The sequence below is a fragment of the Bacillus sp. 196mf genome (genome assembly GCF_003217275.1).
Lineage (GTDB): Bacteria > Bacillota > Bacilli > Bacillales > Bacillaceae_G > Bacillus_A > Bacillus_A thuringiensis_S.
This window is the reverse complement of the sequence record NZ_QJTG01000008.1, coordinates 103,738-123,269: the sequence shown is the minus strand read 5'-3', so window position 1 is coordinate 123,269 and position 19,532 is coordinate 103,738. Positions and strand designations below refer to the sequence as shown.

Sequence of the window (19,532 nt, the reverse complement as noted above, 5' to 3'; positions counted from 1 at the left end):
TAGAAAACAAATTGACCACATATTATATCTTGGGTTATAATTCAGAAAGTTTAAAAAATAATCCGATGAGAAATAGGGAGGTTATGAGGGTAATGGAGAGAGTCTATAATTTTTCAGCAGGACCATCAATACTCCCTTTGCCAGTTTTAGAGAAAGTGCAAAAGGAGCTATTAAATTATAACGGGACAGGCATGTCTATTATGGAAATGAGTCATCGATCTTCTTATTTTCAAAGTATTATAGAGGAAGCGAGTAACTTACTTCGTGAATTAATGAGCATCCCTGATGAGTATGATATTTTATTTTTACAAGGCGGTGCGTCATTACAATTCTCTATGATACCGTTGAACTTAATGAATACGTATAAAAAAGCTGGATACGTACTAACTGGCTCATGGTCTAAAAAGGCATTGCAAGAAGCCGAAAAAGTTGGGGAAGTACAAGTGATTGCTTCTTCCGAGCAAGAGAAGTTTACTACGATTCCTAAACTGGACGGTTTATTAAGTGATGAAAAACTAGATTATGTACATATTACAACGAATAATACAATTGAGGGGACAAAATATGTGGAAATTCCACATGTAGAAAGAGTGCCGCTCGTTGCGGATATGTCCTCAAATATTTTATCAGAGAGATATGATGTTTCGAAGTTTGGTCTTATATATGCGGGGGCGCAAAAGAATTTAGGACCTGCGGGTTTAACGATTGCTATTATAAAAAGAGATTTAATTGGGGGAGCAGATCGCTCTTGTCCGACAATGTTAAATTATGAAACTTACAGTAAAAATAACTCCTTATATAATACACCGCCATCCTTTAGTATTTACGTAACAAAACTTGTACTAGAGTGGTTGAAAGAGCAAGGCGGAGTATCTGCGATTGAAGAACAAAATAAAATGAAATCTTCACTTATTTATCATTTTTTAGATGAATCTAAATTGTTTACTTCACCAGTTGACCCTGCGTATCGATCACTTATGAACATTCCATTTACAACACCGTCAGAAGAACTTAATAATGAGTTTTTACAAAAGGCGAAGGAACGCGGTTTCGTTACGCTAAAAGGACATCGCTCAGTCGGCGGTATGCGTGCAAGTATTTATAATGCGATGCCAGCACACGGCGTACAACAATTAGTAGATTATATGAAGGAATTTGAGCTTGAGAATAGATAGGGAGATGGGGATATGTTTCGTGTTCAAACGTTAAATCAAATTGCAGAAAAAGGTTTACAAGTTTTTACTGAAGAACGTTATGAAGTAGGGGATAAAATCAATCACCCAGATGGGATTTTGCTTCGTAGCTACTCTTTACATCAAGAAGAGTTTTCAAAAGACTTAAAGGCGATTGCAAGAGCTGGCGCTGGTGTAAATAATATTCCTGTCGAGCGATGTACAGAAAAAGGAATTGTAGTATTTAACACGCCGGGGGCAAATGCAAACGCTGTAAAGGAACTCATTATTGCCAGTCTTATTATGTCTTCACGTAACATTATTAATGGTGTAAGTTGGACGAAAAACTTAGAGGGTGAAGAAGTACCACAGCTTGTTGAATCAGGAAAAAAACAATTTGTTGGATCAGAAATTGCAGGGAAACGTCTAGGTGTTATCGGACTTGGCGCAATTGGTGCTTTAGTTGCGAACGATGCGTTAGCATTAGGGATGGATGTTATCGGATATGATCCTTATATTTCAGTTGAAACAGCTTGGCGTCTTTCTACACATGTGCAAAGAGCATTTAGCCTTGATGAAATTTTTGCAACGTGTGATTATATTACACTGCATATTCCTCTTACGAATCAAACGAAGGGGATTATTGGGGAACACGCTGTAGAGAAGATGAAAAGAGGGATGCGTCTATTTAATTTCTCTAGAGGAGAACTTGTAGATGAAAAGGTTCTTCAAAAAGCATTAGAAGAAGATATTATTACACATTACGTAACGGACTTCCCAAATGAAAATGTAATAAAGATGAAAAATGTAACAGCGACGCCTCACCTTGGTGCATCTACGTCTGAATCAGAAGAAAATTGTGCAGTAATGGCAGCACGTCAATTACGTGAATATTTAGAGACAGGAAATATTCGTAATTCAGTAAACTATCCAAACGTAGAATTGCCGTATATCGGAAAGAAACGAATTACAATTATGCATCAAAACGTTCCAAACATGGTAGGACAAATTACAGGATGTTTAGCAGAACATCATATTAATATTGCCGATATGATTAATCGTAGTAAACATTCTTGGGCATACACAATGATTGATATCGATAACGGAATTGATGATATAATAAAAGAGAATATTGTAGAAAATATAAGCAAAATTACAGGTGTTGTAGCCGTTCGAATGATTGTGTAAAGGAGAGAGGAATGTGGCAAAAATACGACCGTTTCGGGCCATTCGTCCAGTAGAGGAAAAAGCGGCACAAGTGGCAGCTTTACCGTATGACGTATTAAATAGTGAAGAGGCAAGGGAAGTTGTAAAAGGGAATCCATATTCTTTCTTGCATGTTGATAAAGCAGAAATTGATTTAGATCCTGAACTGTCACCGTATGATGATCGCGTGTATGAAAAAGCGGGCGACAATTTAAAGCAATTTATACGAGAAGAAGTGTTCATACAAGATGAAGAGCCAGCGCTATATATTTATGAACTGACGATGCAAGGAAGAACGCAGTCAGGCCTTGTCGTTTGTACATCTATTGATGAGTATGAAGATGATACAATTAAAAAACATGAAAGAACACGTCATGAAAAAGAGCTAGATCGTATTCGCCACGTAGATGTGTGTGACGCAAATACAGGTCCGATTTTTTTAACGTACCGTACAAAAGATGAAGTAAAGCATTTAATTAGGAGCTGGAAAGAAGAACATACGCCAATTTATACATTTACAGCAGAAGACGGTGTTAAGCATGTTGTGTGGAAGATTGTAGATGAAGATGTAATTACGACTTTAGTAAACGCATTTGAAGATATTCCTAATCTTTATATTGCAGACGGGCATCACCGTTCTGCATCAGCTGCAAAAGTAGGACTTATGCGAAGAGAACAATATCCAAATTACACAGGAGAAGAGGAATTTAATTTCTTCTTATCGGTTCTATTCCCTCATGATGAATTATCGATTTGGGATTATAACCGAGTTGTGAAAGATTTAAATGGCTTATCAGAGGAACAGTTTTTAAATCAAATTACGCAGTACTTTTATGTAGAAGAAGCAACTGTTTCTCCGTATAAACCAAATGAGCCCAAATCATTTGGTATGTATGTAAATGAGAAGTGGTATAAGCTTACTGTGAAAGAGGAAACGTTTGATGCGAATGATCTTGTTAGAGGTTTAGATGTATCTATCCTGCAAGATCATTTATTAAGCCAAGTGCTTGAAATACATGATCCGCGATCTGATTCACGCATCGACTTTGTCGGAGGAATCCGTGGATTAGAAGAACTAGAACGTCTTGTAAATAGCGGTGAATATAAAGTGGCGTTTTCACTATATCCGACATCAATGGAAGCTTTATTAGCAATCGCAGATGCCGGAGAAGTCATGCCGCCAAAATCAACGTGGTTTGAACCGAAACTGCGTAGCGGGTTGTTTGTACATTCTTTAAAATAAATAGACTTCTTTAGTTAGAAAAACCGAAATGATTTTTAGTTTCGGTTTTTCTTATTTTACAAGTGTTTTTGAGGAGGGGTATGGATGAAATTGCAAGTAGGCGAAAAAATCACCTTTGAACGAACTTTTACGAAAGAGGATGTTGCGTTATTTACAGAAGTATCGAAAGATGAAGGCGTTCATCATGTTACACCAGATGAGCAGGGAAGATTTGTTGTACAAGGGCTGTTAACATCAACATTGCCTACAAAAATTGGCGGTGATTATAACGTACTAGCTCGCAAAATGGGTTTTGAATTTTTACGTCCTGTTTTTAGTGGTGATACCATTCGTTGTGACGTAACTATTGAACAATTTGAGCCTGATGAAAAAAATCGTACAAAAATTATTGCGACGTTTATATGTAGGAATCAACTTGAAAAGGAAGTTATGAAGGGGAGTTTTTCGGGGATTATTCTTTAATTAGTAAGAAAAGAAATGAATAGGTGGGGGCATGATGTCTCTAGGGTGTAGATTTTTAATTCCCCCATGAAGAAATTTTATACATTGCTGAATACTGATAATATACTCTGTTCATTTTTAACTTGAATAAACTCGTCAACAAAAAGGACATTCCTAGTATTACAAGAAATGTCCTTTCCACTAAATTATAAGGTATTTTGCTGAAATTCAAACTCTAAAATTAGTTTACTAGTTTGACCTGTAAACTGATAATTATAGGATCCTCTCAGGTTTTCTAAGTTACCGGTAGCTTTAATAATTGTTCCTGGGGAATCTAAATTTCCTTTATCAAATATTCCTTGCTCTAGAGCTGTAAATGTCCCTTGTTGCCCCTTATAAATCCCTTCAAAGTGTAAAAATCCAGAAATTTTAGCAGTAGCTAAGTGACCATCATTTATATTTGAGTCTAAATAATATAATAAGTATTCAACAAAAGCCTTTCCTTTTAATTCCCCATCAATATCATATTCGACATGAGCAATATTAAAAGGGAAATCTTTTCTAGTATCATCAATTGGTTTTTCATCCCATTTACTTACTGTAAATGTTACTTCCATACACGTAATCTCCCTCCAATTATATACTTTTAAAAAGTACCAATTCACAGACATATCTCATAGGAGTGTTTTTATTCATTCCACGCCACTTTCCAAAATAGAGAAAGATTCATTTTCACAATTAATTTCTGCCATTGCACCGTAAGGTAAAATAAACTTCGGTTCAGTATGGCCAAAATTTAAATTATAAAGAATCGGCAAATCTTCTAAGTTATGTTCCTTCATAACCTGCAATATTTCCTGTTTATATTCTTCATAGTATTGTTCATCTTTCGGTTTACCAAAAATGATTCCTTTTGCTTTTTGCAGAATACCTTGTGCTGCATAATTTCGTAACCAATATTTTATATAACTTGGTTCTGGATGATCTTCAGAAGTTTCAAAGAAGAGAATACTATTCTCCCAATGTTTTTTCTCAGGCCAAAGTTCCGTTCCTTTTGCAAATTCCAATACTTCAATACAACCACCAATTAAGCGCCCCTGTACAGTGGTAGAGCCTTGAAGTAGCTCATATCCATTGTTTTGCTGCATCGTACGTCTTGTATCCTTATTTATTTCAATCCATTCTAAATGCTCACTTGTCCATTCATAAGCTGGTTGAATCTCTCCAATCGTTTCATTTGAAAAGAGAGTACGATTTACCATTTCAATTGTATATGGATCCATCTCTACATTTTCGGCAAAGTCGGTCAAAATTGCTGGACCGTATAAAGAGGAAAGCCCTGCTTTATGGCAAAATAAATGTGAAATAGTAACGTCAGAGTACCCCATAAAAATTTTCGGGTTTTCGCGTATCACATTAAAATCTATATAGGGAAGTAACCGGATGCTATCTTCACCGCCAATATTCGCGATAATTGCTTTCACGCGTGTATCTTTAAATGCTGTCATTATATCTTCCGCACGATCCTCTGGATTGTTATAAAGGTATTCGCTACCTTTTAAGCTATTTGGCATTGGGATAACCGTAAGACTAAAAACTTCTTCTAATCTTTTTACTCCTTGTTCATATCGCCATCTTATTTCAGAATCACCTGCACCGCCCCATGAAGGACTTACTGTTGCTACGATATCTCCTGGCTGTAATCTCTTTGGCTTTATTAACATATGAATCCCGCTCCTATATAATTTAATGAACTACGGCTATACAAACCGTAGAGTTGAAGAACATTGTACATGACATTAGTTTCTCCGCCTTCAATAAGTTCACCTGCTGTAATTTGAGAATTTAGTATTAGTGCTGAATATAGGAATAATTTACAAATATTTTTTGCTAAAATTTATATTTGAAAATCACAGTATGTATCATTGCATGAGGAAAACGGTTGTTATTTTTACAACCTGTAACTATAATGATTACAGGTTGGTCGATACCAATCAAAAAAAATAAAATTATCATGAATGGAGATGTTACATATGGGTATGAAAAAAATAATTTTAGCAGGTGCTATAGGGATCGCAGCATTATCAGGAACAAATGTACCAGGATTAGAACTAACAAAAGCGAGTGCAGCTTCTATTGAATCGAATTTCTCGACGTTAGAAGGACGAGTAGTAGAAGTAGATAACGGTGTGATTGTTGTAAAATCTAAGCAATATGAGGAACCTGTTAGTGTGTATATTGATTCACTTTCAAACGTGAAAGTAGGAGATGAAGTAAAAGCTACTGGATCTATGATGCGTAATTTTACAGAATACATGGTTGCAACTGCAGTTGAAAATACAACAAACAAGTTAGGTATGCACATGAAAGAAGATGGCTCGCCCGATTATGTAATTGGAGAAGTATCAAAAGTAGGAACGATGGAAGATGAGGGAGACGGTGCTACTAAATATGTTGTAGTTGAGTATCCATCGCTAAACGGGAAGAAAGATATTATTGATGTTTTCTTAACAAAGGGACAAGTATTTAATATGGGTGAGAAAGTGAAAATTGATATGAAGTATGTAGGGTGGGGCGGAAGTTCTATTAACTGGAACACAGTTGACCATATTGAAAAAGTTCATGAAGCAAAGACGAACGTTGAAAATAATGATGATGTATGGATTTGGTCTTAATAAGGCGAGTATAAGTCGTTATTTGCAATTTTCTCCAAACAATACATGTAAAAACTAAATGTATCATGCAGTACCCATCTAATTATCATTGCGTATGACAATTAGGTGGGTACTTTTTTATTTGAAATTTGTGCAAGTCAATGTTCAGCATTTCTTTTTAAGAGTAAATTACGGGTGAAATCAAAACTTTATTTGCAGTACATAATAAATAATGTTGATTTTTTATCTTATATTAAAATAAAAACAAACCACTGTTCGATTTGAATATTCCACGATATAATGGTGAGAGTTTATGACAGAATAAATATTTACATAAGAAGTGAGGTACTGTATGAAAAAAAGAACGACAGACATTATTTTTATTATTATCGGTGCATTTCTTTTTGCGTTAGGTGTCAATTTGTTTGTTATCCCGAATGAGTTTGGTGAGGGCGGGGTAACAGGTATCACGATTATTACGTACTATTTATTTGAATGGTCACCGGGTTTAGTTAACTTAATTTTAAATGCGATTTTGTTAATAGCCGGTTATAAATTTTTAAATAAGATTACAACAATTTATACAATCATTGCTGTAGTTACAAACTCACTATTTCTTCATTTGACAGAAGGTTGGACGATCGCTTCGGATGAAATGCTCGTAAATGCCATTTTCGGAGGAATATTTATTGGATGCGGGATTGGTCTAATCATTCGTGTTGGCGGAACAACTGCAGGTACTACCATCTTAGCAAGGATGACACATAAATATTTAGGATGGAGCATTAGCTACGGTCTACTGTTCTTCGATTTAATTGTTGCGTTTTCATCGTATTTCATCATTGGTGCAGAAAAACTGATGATAACAATTATTATGTTATATGTAGCAACGAAAGTGATGGAGTTTGTAATTGAAGGTTTAAATCCGAAGAAAGCCATTACGATTATTTCTGATAATCCGAATGAAATTGCCGGGAAGGTAACTACCTTAATGGGCAGAGGGGTTACTGTGTACTCAGGTCATGGCTATTACACGAAAACTCCGAAGGAAATTCTTTATGTTGTTATTAATAAGCAAGAAGTAGTGAAGCTAAAACGGATTGTTCAAACTACAGATCCGGCTGCGTTCATCGCTATACACGATGTTCGTGACGTATTTGGAGAAGGATTCGTTGATATTTCTAAAGCATAGAAATTATTTTTCATTAAAATAATCTTAATACTAAAACGTAAGAATCTATTTTGAATAATCTTTTTTCAAAATAGATTCTTTTTCTTTTTCTTGCAAAAAATTCAATTGTTTCTTAATGTAGTGATGTAGAAGGATGAACGAGAGAGGGTTTAATGAAGATGATACATATTTTATTAGCTGATGACGATAAACATATTAGAGAGTTGTTGCATTATCATTTACAAAAAGAGGGATTTCAAGTTTTTGAGGCGGAAGATGGAAAGGTAGCGCAAGACGTATTAGAGAAGGAAAATATTCATCTTGCGATCGTAGACATTATGATGCCATTTGTTGATGGCTATACGTTATGTGAAGAAATACGGAAGTATCATGATATTCCTGTTATTTTATTAACTGCGAAAGACCAGTTAGTGGATAAAGAAAAAGGCTTCATTTCTGGTACAGACGATTATATTGTGAAACCATTTGAACCAGCTGAAGTGATTTTTCGTATGAAAGCTTTATTACGTCGTTATCAAATGCTGAGTGCAGATATTATTACGTTGCACGGAACGACAATTGATCGAAAAGGTGTGGAAGTAAACTGTAACGGTCAAACAATTTTGCTTCCTTTAAAGGAATTTGAGCTATTATCACAACTTGCTAGTTATCCTGGAAGAACATTTTCAAGAGAAGAATTAATTGAATTAGTATGGGGAATGGATTTTGAAGGAGATGAACGAACAGTTGATGTTCATGTGAAGCGACTACGAGATCGTTTCTCAAAACGAACGGATGATTTTCAAATTACGACAGTGCGCGGCCTCGGGTATAAGTTGGAGTTGAAATAAGATGAAATCACTATATTCTAGATTTGTATTTATGACGGTCGGCATTATGCTACTTAGTAGTATTATCGGCTTTTTATTAACGAACGTATATTATCAAGTGAAGTTAAAACCGTATAACAGTGAAAAGATTTTAAAGTATACTGAAGAAGTTAAATCGTTATATGAAAAGCAAAGTGAAGAAAATCAAGAGGCGTACTTACATTCTATCGCAAAGTTAGGGTATGAAATTTATATTGTCGATGATCAAAAGAATGGAAAGCGTATTGGCAATGCGTTTCGTAAGACGTCTATTAGCGATGCTACTGTTCATAAAGTATTGCAAGGAGAAACGTTTAATGGTGTTTCCACCTATCCAACTCGTCTCTTTATTACAGGGTTTTTCGATAATGAATTAATTAATAGCGTCGGTGTACCAGTGCAACACGGTGATAAACAGTACGCTTTATTTATTCGTCCTGACATTCAGAACCAATTTGGCGAAATGCGAATTTTCTTAGCGGTATTACTTGGGTTTATCGTACTATTAAGTATTATTTTTATAGCGATTGCAGCAGGTTATATCGTTCGCCCAATCCGTAAATTTACGAAGGCTACGCAAAAAATTGCGAGTGGGGAATATAAAATTGAATTAGACGTAAAACGAAAAGATGAAATAGGAACGTTATCTACGAGCTTCCAAAAGATGACGAAAAGTATTAAAGAACTAGATGAAATGAGACAAGAATTCGTTTCGAACGTTTCACATGAATTTCAGTCGCCGCTTTCTTCTATACAAGGTTTTTCGAAGACGTTGCAAACAGAAAAGATGAGCGTGGAAGAAAGAAACCATTACTTACAAATTATTGAGGGTGAAAGTAAGCGAATGTCTAGTTTATGTAAACAGTTACTCACGCTTGCATCACTAGATAAAGAAGAGAAAGTTCTACAAATAAAAGAATTCAATTTGCAGAAGCAAATTAAAGACGTCATTTTTATGCTTGAGTGGAAATGGCGTGAGAAAGATATCGCTGTTGAGTTTGATGTGCCGGACATTACAATTAAAGGTGATGAAAACTTGCTTCATCAAGTGTGGAGTAATATTTTTACGAATAGTATTAAGTTTTCAAACGATGCTGGAACGATTGAGTTTTTCGTGGAAGAGTTAGAGTCTAGTGTCATTATCTCTATATCCGATAACGGAATCGGAATGGAAAAAGAAGAGATGGAACGTATTTTTGATCGTTTTTACAAAGTAGATACAGCAAGGGCAAGAAACGTAGAAGGTAGCGGTTTAGGATTATCAATCGTGCAGAAGATTGTTGAACTGCATAAAGGGACCGTTTCGGTATATAGCACGAAAGGGGAAGGGACGACTGTTCGGGTGGAGCTTCCTAAATAGATAGAAGAGGCTGTTTGGGAACAGCCTCTTCTTTTTTTGTCGCTAGTATACGTGTAAAATGAAAAAATATGAGTCATTTTAATTGCATAATCGGATGAGTTTATGGAGTGGGATTAGGAGGAAGTTTATTTAAAAATGTAGAATCTCTACAGAGTTAGAGGGAGTGTATTAAAACTTGAACTGTGTAGGGAGGAAATTACTTTGAAACGAATTGACTTGTTATTAAACGTACTAGATTCAACATTCGATAAAGAGAGTTGGTATGCACCGTTTAAACATGCTATAGAAGGACTTACAGCCGAACAGGCTATGTGGAAACCAGCTGGAGAGACAACAAATACCATTTGGGAGAATGTTAATCATCTCACTTATTACAAAGAAAGACTTGCTGCAAACTTGGAAGGACGTGAATGGACACATAATCTTGACGGTAATGACACCTTTTATCTTACTAAGCAATCTAATAATGATACGGAATGGAAGGAAGTCGTTGAACGCTCTGAAAATGCTCAGCGTAATTTAAGACAGGTGTTAAGTGCAATTTCTGAAAGAGAGCTTGAACAAAATTCACTTGAAGGTAAATTACTGGACATCATGCTTCATGATGCTTATCATACAGGCCAAATTATTCAATTAAGGAAAATGCAGGGGGCATGGCCATCAAAGCGTTAACGGAACCTTTTAGTTGGTGCTATTGTTGAATAAATTTTAGATATTCAAACGACTTTATTGTTATATTTTTAGTGAAGTATTTTACATCCAAAATGAAATAATTATATTTTTAACCCCGTCCCTAATTTAGAACGGGGTTATGTTTGGTTTGCTATAAAGCCGCACCTTTCCCGTGTTCTTCCTTAAATCGAAGCTCAAAAGTATCCGCTGTAATTTCATCAGCTTTTGGAAAAGCCCGTAATTTCGGATGAAGTAGCCATACGAGGGAAATGAATAAAATCCCAATGCTAGCAAGCGCGAAAATGAGTTGGCTACTATATACATTCGCAGTGTATCCGCCAATTAAAGAGCCGAGTGGCATAGCAATTGTGCCCATGCTTCGTGTGACTGAATTGATACGCCCAAGATATTGGTTTGGAATTACAATTTGACCAATAGTCGCAAATAATATGTTGGTCGCACCAATTGGTATCCAAGCTAAGCCGAATAAAAAAATGGATAGCCATTGAAATGGTACAACCGTTGAGAGAAACCAAAAGAAAGCGCCAGTCGCAAAGCTAATAATGGAGACACGGCCAACATTATGTTTACCAACCCATGAACTGAATAGTGCTCCAATTAAACAACCGGCGGATATAGCGGCTAAAAAGAAACCATATAATTTTACACCACCTAAAGAATCAGCGAAAGAAGGGAGTATTGCCATCGTCATACCGATTGAAAAATTAGCGACAACGGAACCGATTAAGAAGACGCCCATTAAGGAACGAAATACGATTGAAAACCCTTCTTTTAAATCAGTAAAATATTGTTTAGTTGAAAGTGTTGTGTCTGCTTCAGTTTGTTTTGGCATTTTTAATGAAAAGAACAAAAGGGCAGTAATCGCGAATGTAAAGGAGTCGATTACATATAAAGTAATGGTGCCAAATAGTGCTACTAATATTCCAGAAAGAGTCGTACAAATTAAATCAATGCCTTGATATGCAAATGAGAAGAGTGAATTTCCTTTTAATAATTGTGTTTTATGCAGTAGAAGTGGTAAAGCTTTTGATTGTGCGGGATAGGCGAATTGTTCAATAAAGGCTACGATTGGCATGATGATGAGTAGTAGGTGGACTGTTAGTAGGTCGAAGTAGTGTGTAATAGGAATGATTAAAATAAGAATGCATTGCAAAACTTGTGTGATGACGAGGGTGTTTTTTATTGACCATCTATCAACGAATGGACCAGTAAGAAATTGTAATGCAGAAGGTAATAACGTAAGGGAACCAGCCAATCCAGAATAAAAAGGATTACCACTTAATTTGTATACGAGCCACATTGCGGCTACATAATACAAACTATCTCCTATGTTGGTGAAAATTCTTCCTAAAAATAATAAGAGGAAATTCCGGTTTTTTAATATGTCCACTTTATCTACTCCTTTATAATAAATTTATTCGGTAAAATAAATTTGACCGTTTATGTAAAAAAAATCGTATTACGATTTTTCTTCTTTTTTAATAAATTGCTGCATTGTTCTCTCAGCGATTTGAAGTGCAGTAGTAGAAATATAATAAGGTTTACTATTCGGATCTTTATCTGCACCTTTTGTAATTTCGTTTAATTCAGCCATCAATTGATGAAACTTTTTCACCCACACTTGAAATTGTTCTGGCGTAGCATCAAATTCCCAGCAGGATGAAACGTAATTCCACTTAGCTGGATCTTCACTTGCATTTCGTAATGTAAAAGCTTCTTCTGGTGCAGCGAGAATTTGGCTTTTCGTTCTTTCTATCATTTGTAAAAAGATTTGGCGACCTGATTCGCTTAATATTTCTAAATGAGGTAATAGATCTGTAGCAGGGGTGAAGCCTTTAGCGACAGATTGATAAAACTTTTGAACAATCCCATTCTTTTCTTCTGTATAAACGATCTCTATAAGACCATTCTTTTCTAATTCTTTTAAATGATAATGAATTTTCGCCCTTGAAATGCCGAATTTCTCAGATAGTAATTGTCCAGTATAAGGACGTTCGCATAGACGTATCATCATTTCGGCACGTAATGGATCGCTTAATGCTTTTAGTTGGCTATAAGTAGTTAGTGTTAATACGGGCTTCAACATGATCAACTCCTTGAATTAAATTACTCGGTCAATATTATTTGACTGAATTGTATCAAGGATTCTATTTATTTTCAATACTTTCAGAAAATTTATTTTTTTACTCTGTAATCTTCTGTTCATATTCCGTTCATATTTCTTTTTTATGATTAGTGCATAGAAAGAAAGAGGAAGGAGCGAGCGAAATGTTTTTAGCTCTGCGCGAATTGAAACAATCAAAATTAAGATACGGATTAATCGGACTCATTATGGTGTTACTATCATTTTTAGTCCTTGTTATTTCAGGATTAGCAAATGGATTATCATATGATAATGCTTCATCGATTCAAAATATGGAGGCAAATAAGTTCGTTTTAGCAGATGATGCGGAAAATAAATTACTTCGTTCACAAATTAAGAAAGACGATGTAGATAATGTAGTAAGTCAAGTAGGCGAGAAAGAGGCAGTTCCGTTTCGTGTGAAAGTTTCAACATATGAAAAGAAAGATAGTTCGAAAAAGGTTGATATCGCTATTTTCTCAAGTGAACGCGATACATTTTTAGAACCGAACATTGTAAAAGGTGAGAAGTTAGGTACAGCAAACAACGAAATGGTTGCTGATGAATCAATTAAAGAAAAAGGAATCGATATTGGGGATACAATTATCGATCCTGTTTCAAAGAAAGAATTTAAAATCGTCGGATTTACGAAAGATCAAATGTTTAGCCATACACCAGTCGTTTATGTAAATGAAGACGTATGGGGCGCTATTTCACAACCAAACCAAAAAGATTATAGTGCAATCGCACTTAACACAGATAAAGAAATTAAAAATGCTCACGTTATCGATAAAAAAGAAGTACTGCAAAGTATTCCAGGATTTAAAGAAGAGCAAGGAACGTTAACGATGATTATTGCGTTCTTACTTGTAATCGCTGCATTACTAATTGGTGTATTCTTCTACGTCATTACACTGCAAAAAACACAGCAACTAGGTGTATTAAAAGCAATTGGTACGAAGAACTCGTATTTAGCAAATAGCTTAGTCGTACAGGCGTTATTCTTATCAGTCGTTGCGATGGTAATTAGTATCGTTCTTGTACAAGGGTTAGAACAAATTTTACCAGCGGGTATGCCGTTCTTATTAACAACACCGATGATTGCACAATACGCAGCAATTTTTATCGTAATTAGTATTTTAGGAACACTTATTTCGTTATACCAAGTATTAAAAGTTGATGCATTAGAAGCAATTGGAGGCGGGATGTAATGACTTCATTATTAAAATTAGACAAAGTAAGTAAAGTGTATGGAGAAGGAAATACGGAAGTAACAGCCCTTCATCCGATGTCGCTTGATGTGAAAGCTGGAGAATTTATCGGAATCGTTGGCCCTTCTGGATCAGGGAAAAGTACGTTATTATCGATCGCGGGTGCTTTATTATCACCGTCAAAAGGAGATATTTACATTCGTGAGCAAAATATTACGAAGCTATCAGAAAAGGAAATGACAGACATTCGTTTGAAAAAAATTGGATTCATTTTCCAGTTTGCAAACCTTGTTCCATATTTAAATGTGAAAGAACAGTTACTTTACATTGCAAAGCTAAAAAAAGAAAGTAAACAAGAATCCGAAAAGCGTGCAGATCATTTATTAGCGGCATTTGGATTAGGAGAAAGAAAGAATCATTATCCAAATCAACTATCTGGCGGGGAAAAACAAAGGGTAGCAATTGCTCGTGCGTTCATGAACAACCCAGATTTAATATTAGCGGATGAGCCAACGGCAAGCTTAGACTCAAAACGCGCACGTGAAGTTGTTGAAATGATGAAACGTGAAGTGAAAGAGAGCCAAAAAGCAGCAATTATGATTACACATGATGAAAGAATGCTTGATGTATGTGATCGTATATTGACGCTTCGAGATGGACAGTTAATATAAAAAAAGGAAAACCGTACCTGTATGTGCGGTTTTCCTTTTTTTAATGGATTTATTTAGAGAATAACGTTTTAATTTTATTACGAGTAAGTAATAAAATCCCGCCTAATACAGATAGCATTCCTAGAGCCATATTGTTTGATTGCTCGCTACCAGCGTTAGGAAGTTCTTTAGCGTTATTGCTTTTAGTACCATTATCTGTTTGCGTTTGTTTAGACTGTGATACTTCATTAATCTTGTTATCAACATTTTGCTTCGTTGTATGTAACTCAGCTAATTTGTCGTCAATTTTTTTCTCAGTATGCTTAAAGTCGTTGATTTTAATATCTAAGTCTTGTTTTTTCTTTGTTAAATCGTCTGAAACAGTTTGTTTCGATTGTTTAATTTCGTTAATTTTATTTAGTAAATCTTCTCTAGCCTTTTGTAATTCAGCTAGTTTGTTTTTTACATCTTGTTTAGCTAGTTCTAAGTTAGCGGAAAGACTGTCTAAATTGCCTTTAATTTTCTTAAGTTCCTCTAACGTGTTACCAGTATTCGGCTTGTTTTCTTTTAGTTCAGCGAGTTTGTCTTCAGCAGTTTGTTTCGCTTTCTTTAACTCAGCTAATTTTTCATCTACTTGTTTTTTAACTTCCTTAAGTTCATTAACCTTTTGATCAATGTTCTCTTTATGTTGCTTCATTTCATTCACTTTTTCATCGACAGTTTGTTTATGTTCTTTAATCTCATTAACTTTGTTATCGATATTTTGCTTATGCTCTTTTACTTCAGCAACTTTATCTTCTACTTGTTTTTTATGCTCTTTAATTTCAGCAATTTTATCTTCGGCGATTTGTTTGTCTTGCTGAAGTTTTGCATCTAGTTCTTGTTTATGCTGTTTAACTTCGTTAATCTTTTCATCAGCAACTTGTTTACGTTCATGTAGTTCATTCACCTTAGTATCAACATTTTCCTTAACTTTGTTAAGTTCATTTAATGTTTGATCCACGTTTTCTTTGTGTTGCTGTAATTTCGCATCTAACTCTTGTTTATGTTGCTTAATTTCAGCTAATCGATCTCCCGTACTTTGCTGAGGAGTAGCATCATTTACTTCTGCATGAGCAGAGTTTGCGCCAGCAATCATTGCTAAAGCTAGTGTAGACGCAGCGATTGTTTGTTTTGTTTTCATATTTTTGTACCTCTTTTCTTTCATATGCATGAGCTGTTTTGTGTAAAAATGAGCATATAGAAGTAGATTCTTCCATCATTATATACCATCTGCGCCGTCTAGAGGAAGTATTTGCATAATAATCTATGATTATGTAATTTTTATAGTCTCTTATTTTGGAGTAGGGGAGAACTCTTTAGCAAGATGGACAATTTTTAATATAGTAGAGTTTACATCCTTACTGTTACGAATAACAAACAAATAATCAGCTCCATTTTCTATAGGATCTACTACGTCTTCATGTAGTGATTTAACTTGTTGGCGGTGGAGGACTTCTTTGAAACTGGAATAGTTTCCCCTAAAAATATTTGTACTTCGTTTACTAAGGCCTACTCTTTCATAAAGTACATCATCTGGAATGGCAAAATGAACGAGTATGCGTATATATTCATTTTGTGGAAATACTTCGTTTAGTAAATAGAATCTTCCGTTTTTACTGCGATTGGAGTTACAAATAATAAGGTGTAAATTTGTATGTTCTTTCGCATAATCAACAATGAATTTTGAAAGACCGTGCTTTAGTATATTTGAACCTTCTGTCGGCTGTAATTTTTCATAATGTGTGTTAATAAATTCAGCTTGGTTGTCCTGGTCCATAATAAAAGAATTAGGTAACTCTTTTTCTAGCTCTTTTGCAAATGTAGTTTTTCCACTGTGTGTTTTCCCTACTGTAATGATGACTAATCTTTTCATGACGCCCTCCATTTGTGTTGTTATAAACTGGAATATTCGGTGTAGATCGAAGTCTTCCTGCTAGAGATTACACAAATTGTTGGAGCGTTAGTAGGTTGAAAACTTGACAAAAAAACTTATTTATGCTATAATTTACCAATATAAAAATAAGGTGTATAATAGGGTTCTCCTGGCCAGGGGAACCCTATTTTTGTTGTGAAAATGAAGGAGAGTGTATGTGCGTGAAACAAGGTGAAGCAAGTGTAACGTCGTTAGTATCAGCTTTCGGAAGGGCGTATCATAGTGAATTTGATAATCCTAAAATCTTTGATGATTATGTAGCTAAAGATTTCATTTCACAAAAAGAACGCAACAATATTGAAACGAACATGGTTCAAGGGATTCACTTTTTCAATAAAGACATTGCAGAGCAGTTTCAAGACAATCCAAAAGAAATATTAAAATGGATTACGCAAGTTCAGTTATCACCAACACCTTTAGCACGTGCTGCATATTGTGAAAGAGTATTCTTACATGAAATTACATTAGGAGCGAAACAATACGTCATACTCGGTGCAGGCTTAGATACGTTCAGTTTTAGACACCGAGAATTAGAAAATAAAATAGAAATATTTGAAGTGGATCATCCTTCTACGCAGGCGTTTAAGAAGGAAAGAATAAAAGAAGTAGAAATTGAAGTTCCAAATAACCTTCATTTTGTTTCAATGGATTTTACGAAAGGATTTTCCTATGAACAGTTACGCAATGAAGGATTTGAAAATAAAAAGACTTTCTTTAGCCTTTTAGGTGTTACGTACTATTTAACGAAAGAGGAACTTGCTAGTTTATTAGAATGTTTATTCGAGATGGTTCCGGCAGGTAGTTCTATCGTTTTTGATTATCCCGATGAAAATTTGTTTACGGAAAAGGGACTGTCCAATCGAGTTGAAAATATGGTGAAAATGGCTGCGGTAGGCGGAGAACCAATGAAATCATGTTTTTCTTATGCCGAAATGGAAGCACTGTTAGAGAAGGCGGGCTTACTTATTTATGAGCATTTATCGCCAGAAGACATAAATACATTATATTTTGAAGGACGAAACGATTATTTGAAAGCTTTTGAGACGGTGCATTATGTGCATGCGGTGAAGAAATAGATGATTTGTGGGCATAGGGAGGAATCTCTGTGTCTTTTTTTATAAAAAAAGGAAATGAGCTGTAGTGGTGGAAAATATAATTATAAATATATAATATCTATAAATTAATGTTTTGTAGAAACTAAAGGAAAGGGGAAATAGAAGATGTTGAAATTACAAGGGAAATACAATGAAGCAAAAGTGTTTACTACGAATGTAGAAAAAACTGCAGCAGGTCAAATTATTGATCTTTGTAACCAACAATTCGTAAAGGATAGCAAGATCCGTATTATGCCAGATACACATGCGGGCGCAGGTTGTACGGTTGGGACAACAATGACAATTCAAGATAAGATTGTTCCTAATTTAGTCGGGGTTAACTAATCGGCTCAGACTTTAAACTACTCACTCAATTGACTGGGAACCCTAACGATAAAAGGCGAGGGCAATCAGCAGCCAGTGGTTATGGTGACATAATCGAATGGTTCAGAGACTTGTACCATGTTAGCAGACTAAGGTACAGAATTATTCCTCATCCATTTTGAATTGAAGAGGAATAATTAATACGGTGAGCCTACAGTAGAGACTGCATATCTCGATGACTGTAGAGAAGGTATAGTCCACTCTTTCAGGAAACTGAGAGGTAAGTACGATATTGGTTGTGGCATGGAAGTTGTTATGATTAATAAGAAAAAAGAGGAAATCAACTTCGATCACTTAGACGAAACGATACGTAAATTTGTCCCAAGTGGTTTTCGTATTCGAGATAAGGAACATAGATTTTCAAAAATGATTGATTTTGATAGTGTAAGAGCCCCGTTTACATTGCAACGTGCTCAAAAAAGTATTGGTACACTTGGCGGGGGCAATCATTTTGTCGAACTGAATGAGGATGATAAAGGAAATGTATACATTGTCATTCATAGTGGTTCGCGTAATTTAGGGAAACAGGTAGCAGAGTATTATCAAAACTTTGCTTACGAGCAACTTATAAACGTTAAATCTATTAAAGAAGAAATCATTGAACGTTTAACGAAAGAAGGTAGACAACAAGAAATACATGAAGCTTTACGTGAAATTAAGAAACCGGTGATTCGCAAAGAATTAGCTTATTTAGAAGGACAAGGATTTAAAGATTACATGAATGATATGAAAATTGCTCAAAAATATGCGGAGTTAAATCGTAAAGCAATGATTGATGAAATCGTCACTAAAATGGATTGGAATGTAACCGATCAATTCACTACAATTCATAACTACATCGATATGGAAAATATGATTCTACGAAAAGGTGCTATTTCAGCTCAGAAAGATGAACGAGTAATCATTCCAATTAATATGAGAGACGGTTCTATCATTGCATTTGGTAAAGGAAATCCAGATTGGAACTTTTCTGGCCCTCATGGAGCAGGACGTATTATGAGCCGTAAGAAGGCGAAAGAAGTACTTAACTTAGAGGATTTTCAAAATACAATGACAGAGGTTTGGACTACATCTGTTGCAGAAAGTACTTTAGATGAAGCACCAATGGTATATAAGCCAATGGATGAAATTATTAAGAATACAAAAGAAACAATTGATATTAAACATATTATTAAGCCGATTTATAATTTTAAAGCGAACTAGAAGGGGAGTAACGTTTATTAAATGAAGAGAACTTGAAAAGAGAGCGTATTTTGTGGCGGTTATATAACAAAGATTAAAAAGACA

General features: G+C 35.1%; 20 protein-coding genes. 14 read left to right on the top strand and 6 right to left on the bottom strand.

The genetic code is table 11. The annotated features are described in order from the left end of the window. Positions 1 to 92 precede the first annotated feature (92 nt). The 4 genes from serC to ATL10_RS14010 all read left to right on the top strand — a co-directional run bounded on the left by serC (position 93) and on the right by ATL10_RS14010 (position 4,083). A complete protein-coding gene (gene serC, locus ATL10_RS14025) occupies positions 93 to 1,175 on the top strand; it encodes a 3-phosphoserine/phosphohydroxythreonine transaminase (protein WP_075720042.1) in 1,083 nt (360 codons plus the stop codon). Between the two features lie 12 nt (positions 1,176 to 1,187). Next, positions 1,188 to 2,360, top strand: coding sequence for a 3-phosphoglycerate dehydrogenase family protein (locus tag ATL10_RS14020; protein ID WP_000490222.1), 1,173 nt, complete (start codon positions 1,188 to 1,190; stop codon positions 2,358 to 2,360). A 13-nt stretch (positions 2,361 to 2,373) separates the two neighbouring features. Further along, positions 2,374 to 3,621, top strand: a complete 1,248-nt coding sequence (locus tag ATL10_RS14015) for a DUF1015 domain-containing protein (protein WP_001063081.1) — start codon at positions 2,374 to 2,376, stop codon at positions 3,619 to 3,621. An 84-nt stretch (positions 3,622 to 3,705) separates the two neighbouring features. Beyond that, entirely contained in the window at positions 3,706 to 4,083 is a 378-nt protein-coding gene (locus ATL10_RS14010; RefSeq protein ID WP_075720234.1) for a hotdog family protein, read from the top strand. A gap of 185 nt (positions 4,084 to 4,268) precedes the next feature. Here the strand turns inward: ATL10_RS14010 and ATL10_RS14005 are convergent, their stop codons facing one another. Further along, positions 4,269 to 4,679 (bottom strand): DUF3224 domain-containing protein, encoded by a 411-nt coding sequence (locus ATL10_RS14005; protein WP_090977593.1) that lies wholly within the window; start codon positions 4,677 to 4,679, stop codon positions 4,269 to 4,271. A 75-nt stretch (positions 4,680 to 4,754) separates the two neighbouring features. Further along, positions 4,755 to 5,786: a S66 family peptidase gene (locus tag ATL10_RS14000; RefSeq protein ID WP_000905881.1), complete on the bottom strand. Its 1,032-nt coding sequence runs from the start codon at positions 5,784 to 5,786 to the stop codon at positions 4,755 to 4,757. Positions 5,787 to 6,095: 309 nt separating this feature from the next. Between ATL10_RS14000 and ATL10_RS13995 the strand changes: the two genes are divergently transcribed. The 5 genes from ATL10_RS13995 (at position 6,096) to ATL10_RS13975 (ending at position 10,788) form a co-directional block, all read left to right on the top strand. Further along, positions 6,096 to 6,737: an ATP F0F1 synthase subunit alpha gene (locus ATL10_RS13995; RefSeq protein ID WP_110497035.1), complete on the top strand. Its 642-nt coding sequence runs from the start codon at positions 6,096 to 6,098 to the stop codon at positions 6,735 to 6,737. A gap of 331 nt (positions 6,738 to 7,068) precedes the next feature. Further along, the gene (locus ATL10_RS13990; RefSeq protein WP_000747488.1) at positions 7,069 to 7,908 is read left to right on the top strand and encodes a YitT family protein; all 840 of its coding nucleotides are present in this window, start codon (positions 7,069 to 7,071) and stop codon (positions 7,906 to 7,908) included. A 152-nt stretch (positions 7,909 to 8,060) separates the two neighbouring features. Then, positions 8,061 to 8,738: a response regulator transcription factor gene (locus ATL10_RS13985; protein ID WP_110497033.1), complete on the top strand. Its 678-nt coding sequence runs from the start codon at positions 8,061 to 8,063 to the stop codon at positions 8,736 to 8,738. Between the two features lies 1 nt (position 8,739). Further along, a complete protein-coding gene (locus ATL10_RS13980) occupies positions 8,740 to 10,116 on the top strand; it encodes a sensor histidine kinase (protein WP_098284693.1) in 1,377 nt (458 codons plus the stop codon). A gap of 201 nt (positions 10,117 to 10,317) precedes the next feature. After that, complete coding sequence (locus tag ATL10_RS13975) at positions 10,318 to 10,788, top strand: DinB family protein (RefSeq protein WP_000821001.1); 471 nt, start codon at positions 10,318 to 10,320, stop codon at positions 10,786 to 10,788. Between the two features lie 151 nt (positions 10,789 to 10,939). Here the strand turns inward: ATL10_RS13975 and ATL10_RS13970 are convergent, their stop codons facing one another. Both ATL10_RS13970 and ATL10_RS13965 read right to left on the bottom strand, forming a co-directional pair. Next, entirely contained in the window at positions 10,940 to 12,199 is a 1,260-nt protein-coding gene (locus ATL10_RS13970; RefSeq protein WP_098282897.1) for an MFS transporter, read from the bottom strand. Positions 12,200 to 12,268: 69 nt separating this feature from the next. Further along, positions 12,269 to 12,892, bottom strand: coding sequence for an ArsR/SmtB family transcription factor (locus ATL10_RS13965; protein WP_072939518.1), 624 nt, complete (start codon positions 12,890 to 12,892; stop codon positions 12,269 to 12,271). A 185-nt stretch (positions 12,893 to 13,077) separates the two neighbouring features. Between ATL10_RS13965 and ATL10_RS13960 the strand changes: the two genes are divergently transcribed. Together ATL10_RS13960 and ATL10_RS13955 are read left to right on the top strand one after the other, a co-directional pair. Next, complete coding sequence (locus tag ATL10_RS13960; protein ID WP_072939034.1) at positions 13,078 to 14,142, top strand: ABC transporter permease; 1,065 nt, start codon at positions 13,078 to 13,080, stop codon at positions 14,140 to 14,142. Continuing rightward, positions 14,142 to 14,813 carry an ABC transporter ATP-binding protein gene (locus ATL10_RS13955; protein ID WP_000202606.1) on the top strand — a complete coding sequence of 224 codons (672 nt, stop codon included), beginning with the start codon at positions 14,142 to 14,144 and terminating at the stop codon, positions 14,811 to 14,813. Before ATL10_RS13960 ends, ATL10_RS13955 begins: the two co-directional genes overlap by 1 nt. Positions 14,814 to 14,862: 49 nt before the next feature. On the opposite strand, the gene ATL10_RS13950 is transcribed toward ATL10_RS13955, so the two are convergent. After that, positions 14,863 to 15,975 (bottom strand): LPXTG cell wall anchor domain-containing protein, encoded by a 1,113-nt coding sequence (locus tag ATL10_RS13950; protein ID WP_072939030.1) that lies wholly within the window; start codon positions 15,973 to 15,975, stop codon positions 14,863 to 14,865. Between the two features lie 150 nt (positions 15,976 to 16,125). Continuing rightward, positions 16,126 to 16,707, bottom strand: coding sequence for an AAA family ATPase (locus ATL10_RS13945; RefSeq protein WP_072939027.1), 582 nt, complete (start codon positions 16,705 to 16,707; stop codon positions 16,126 to 16,128). Positions 16,708 to 16,922: 215 nt separating this feature from the next. Between ATL10_RS13945 and ATL10_RS13940 the strand changes: the two genes are divergently transcribed. From ATL10_RS13940 to ATL10_RS13930, 3 genes are all read left to right on the top strand, one after another. Next, on the top strand, positions 16,923 to 17,843 hold the full coding sequence (locus ATL10_RS13940) for a class I SAM-dependent methyltransferase (protein ID WP_100910126.1): 921 nt from the start codon (positions 16,923 to 16,925) through the stop codon (positions 17,841 to 17,843). A gap of 144 nt (positions 17,844 to 17,987) precedes the next feature. Then, the gene (locus tag ATL10_RS13935) at positions 17,988 to 18,206 is read left to right on the top strand and encodes an RtcB family protein (RefSeq protein WP_110497031.1); all 219 of its coding nucleotides are present in this window, start codon (positions 17,988 to 17,990) and stop codon (positions 18,204 to 18,206) included. A gap of 282 nt (positions 18,207 to 18,488) precedes the next feature. Further along, positions 18,489 to 19,448: an RtcB family protein gene (locus ATL10_RS13930; protein ID WP_000454386.1), complete on the top strand. Its 960-nt coding sequence runs from the start codon at positions 18,489 to 18,491 to the stop codon at positions 19,446 to 19,448. The last annotated feature ends 84 nt before the right edge of the window (positions 19,449 to 19,532 follow it).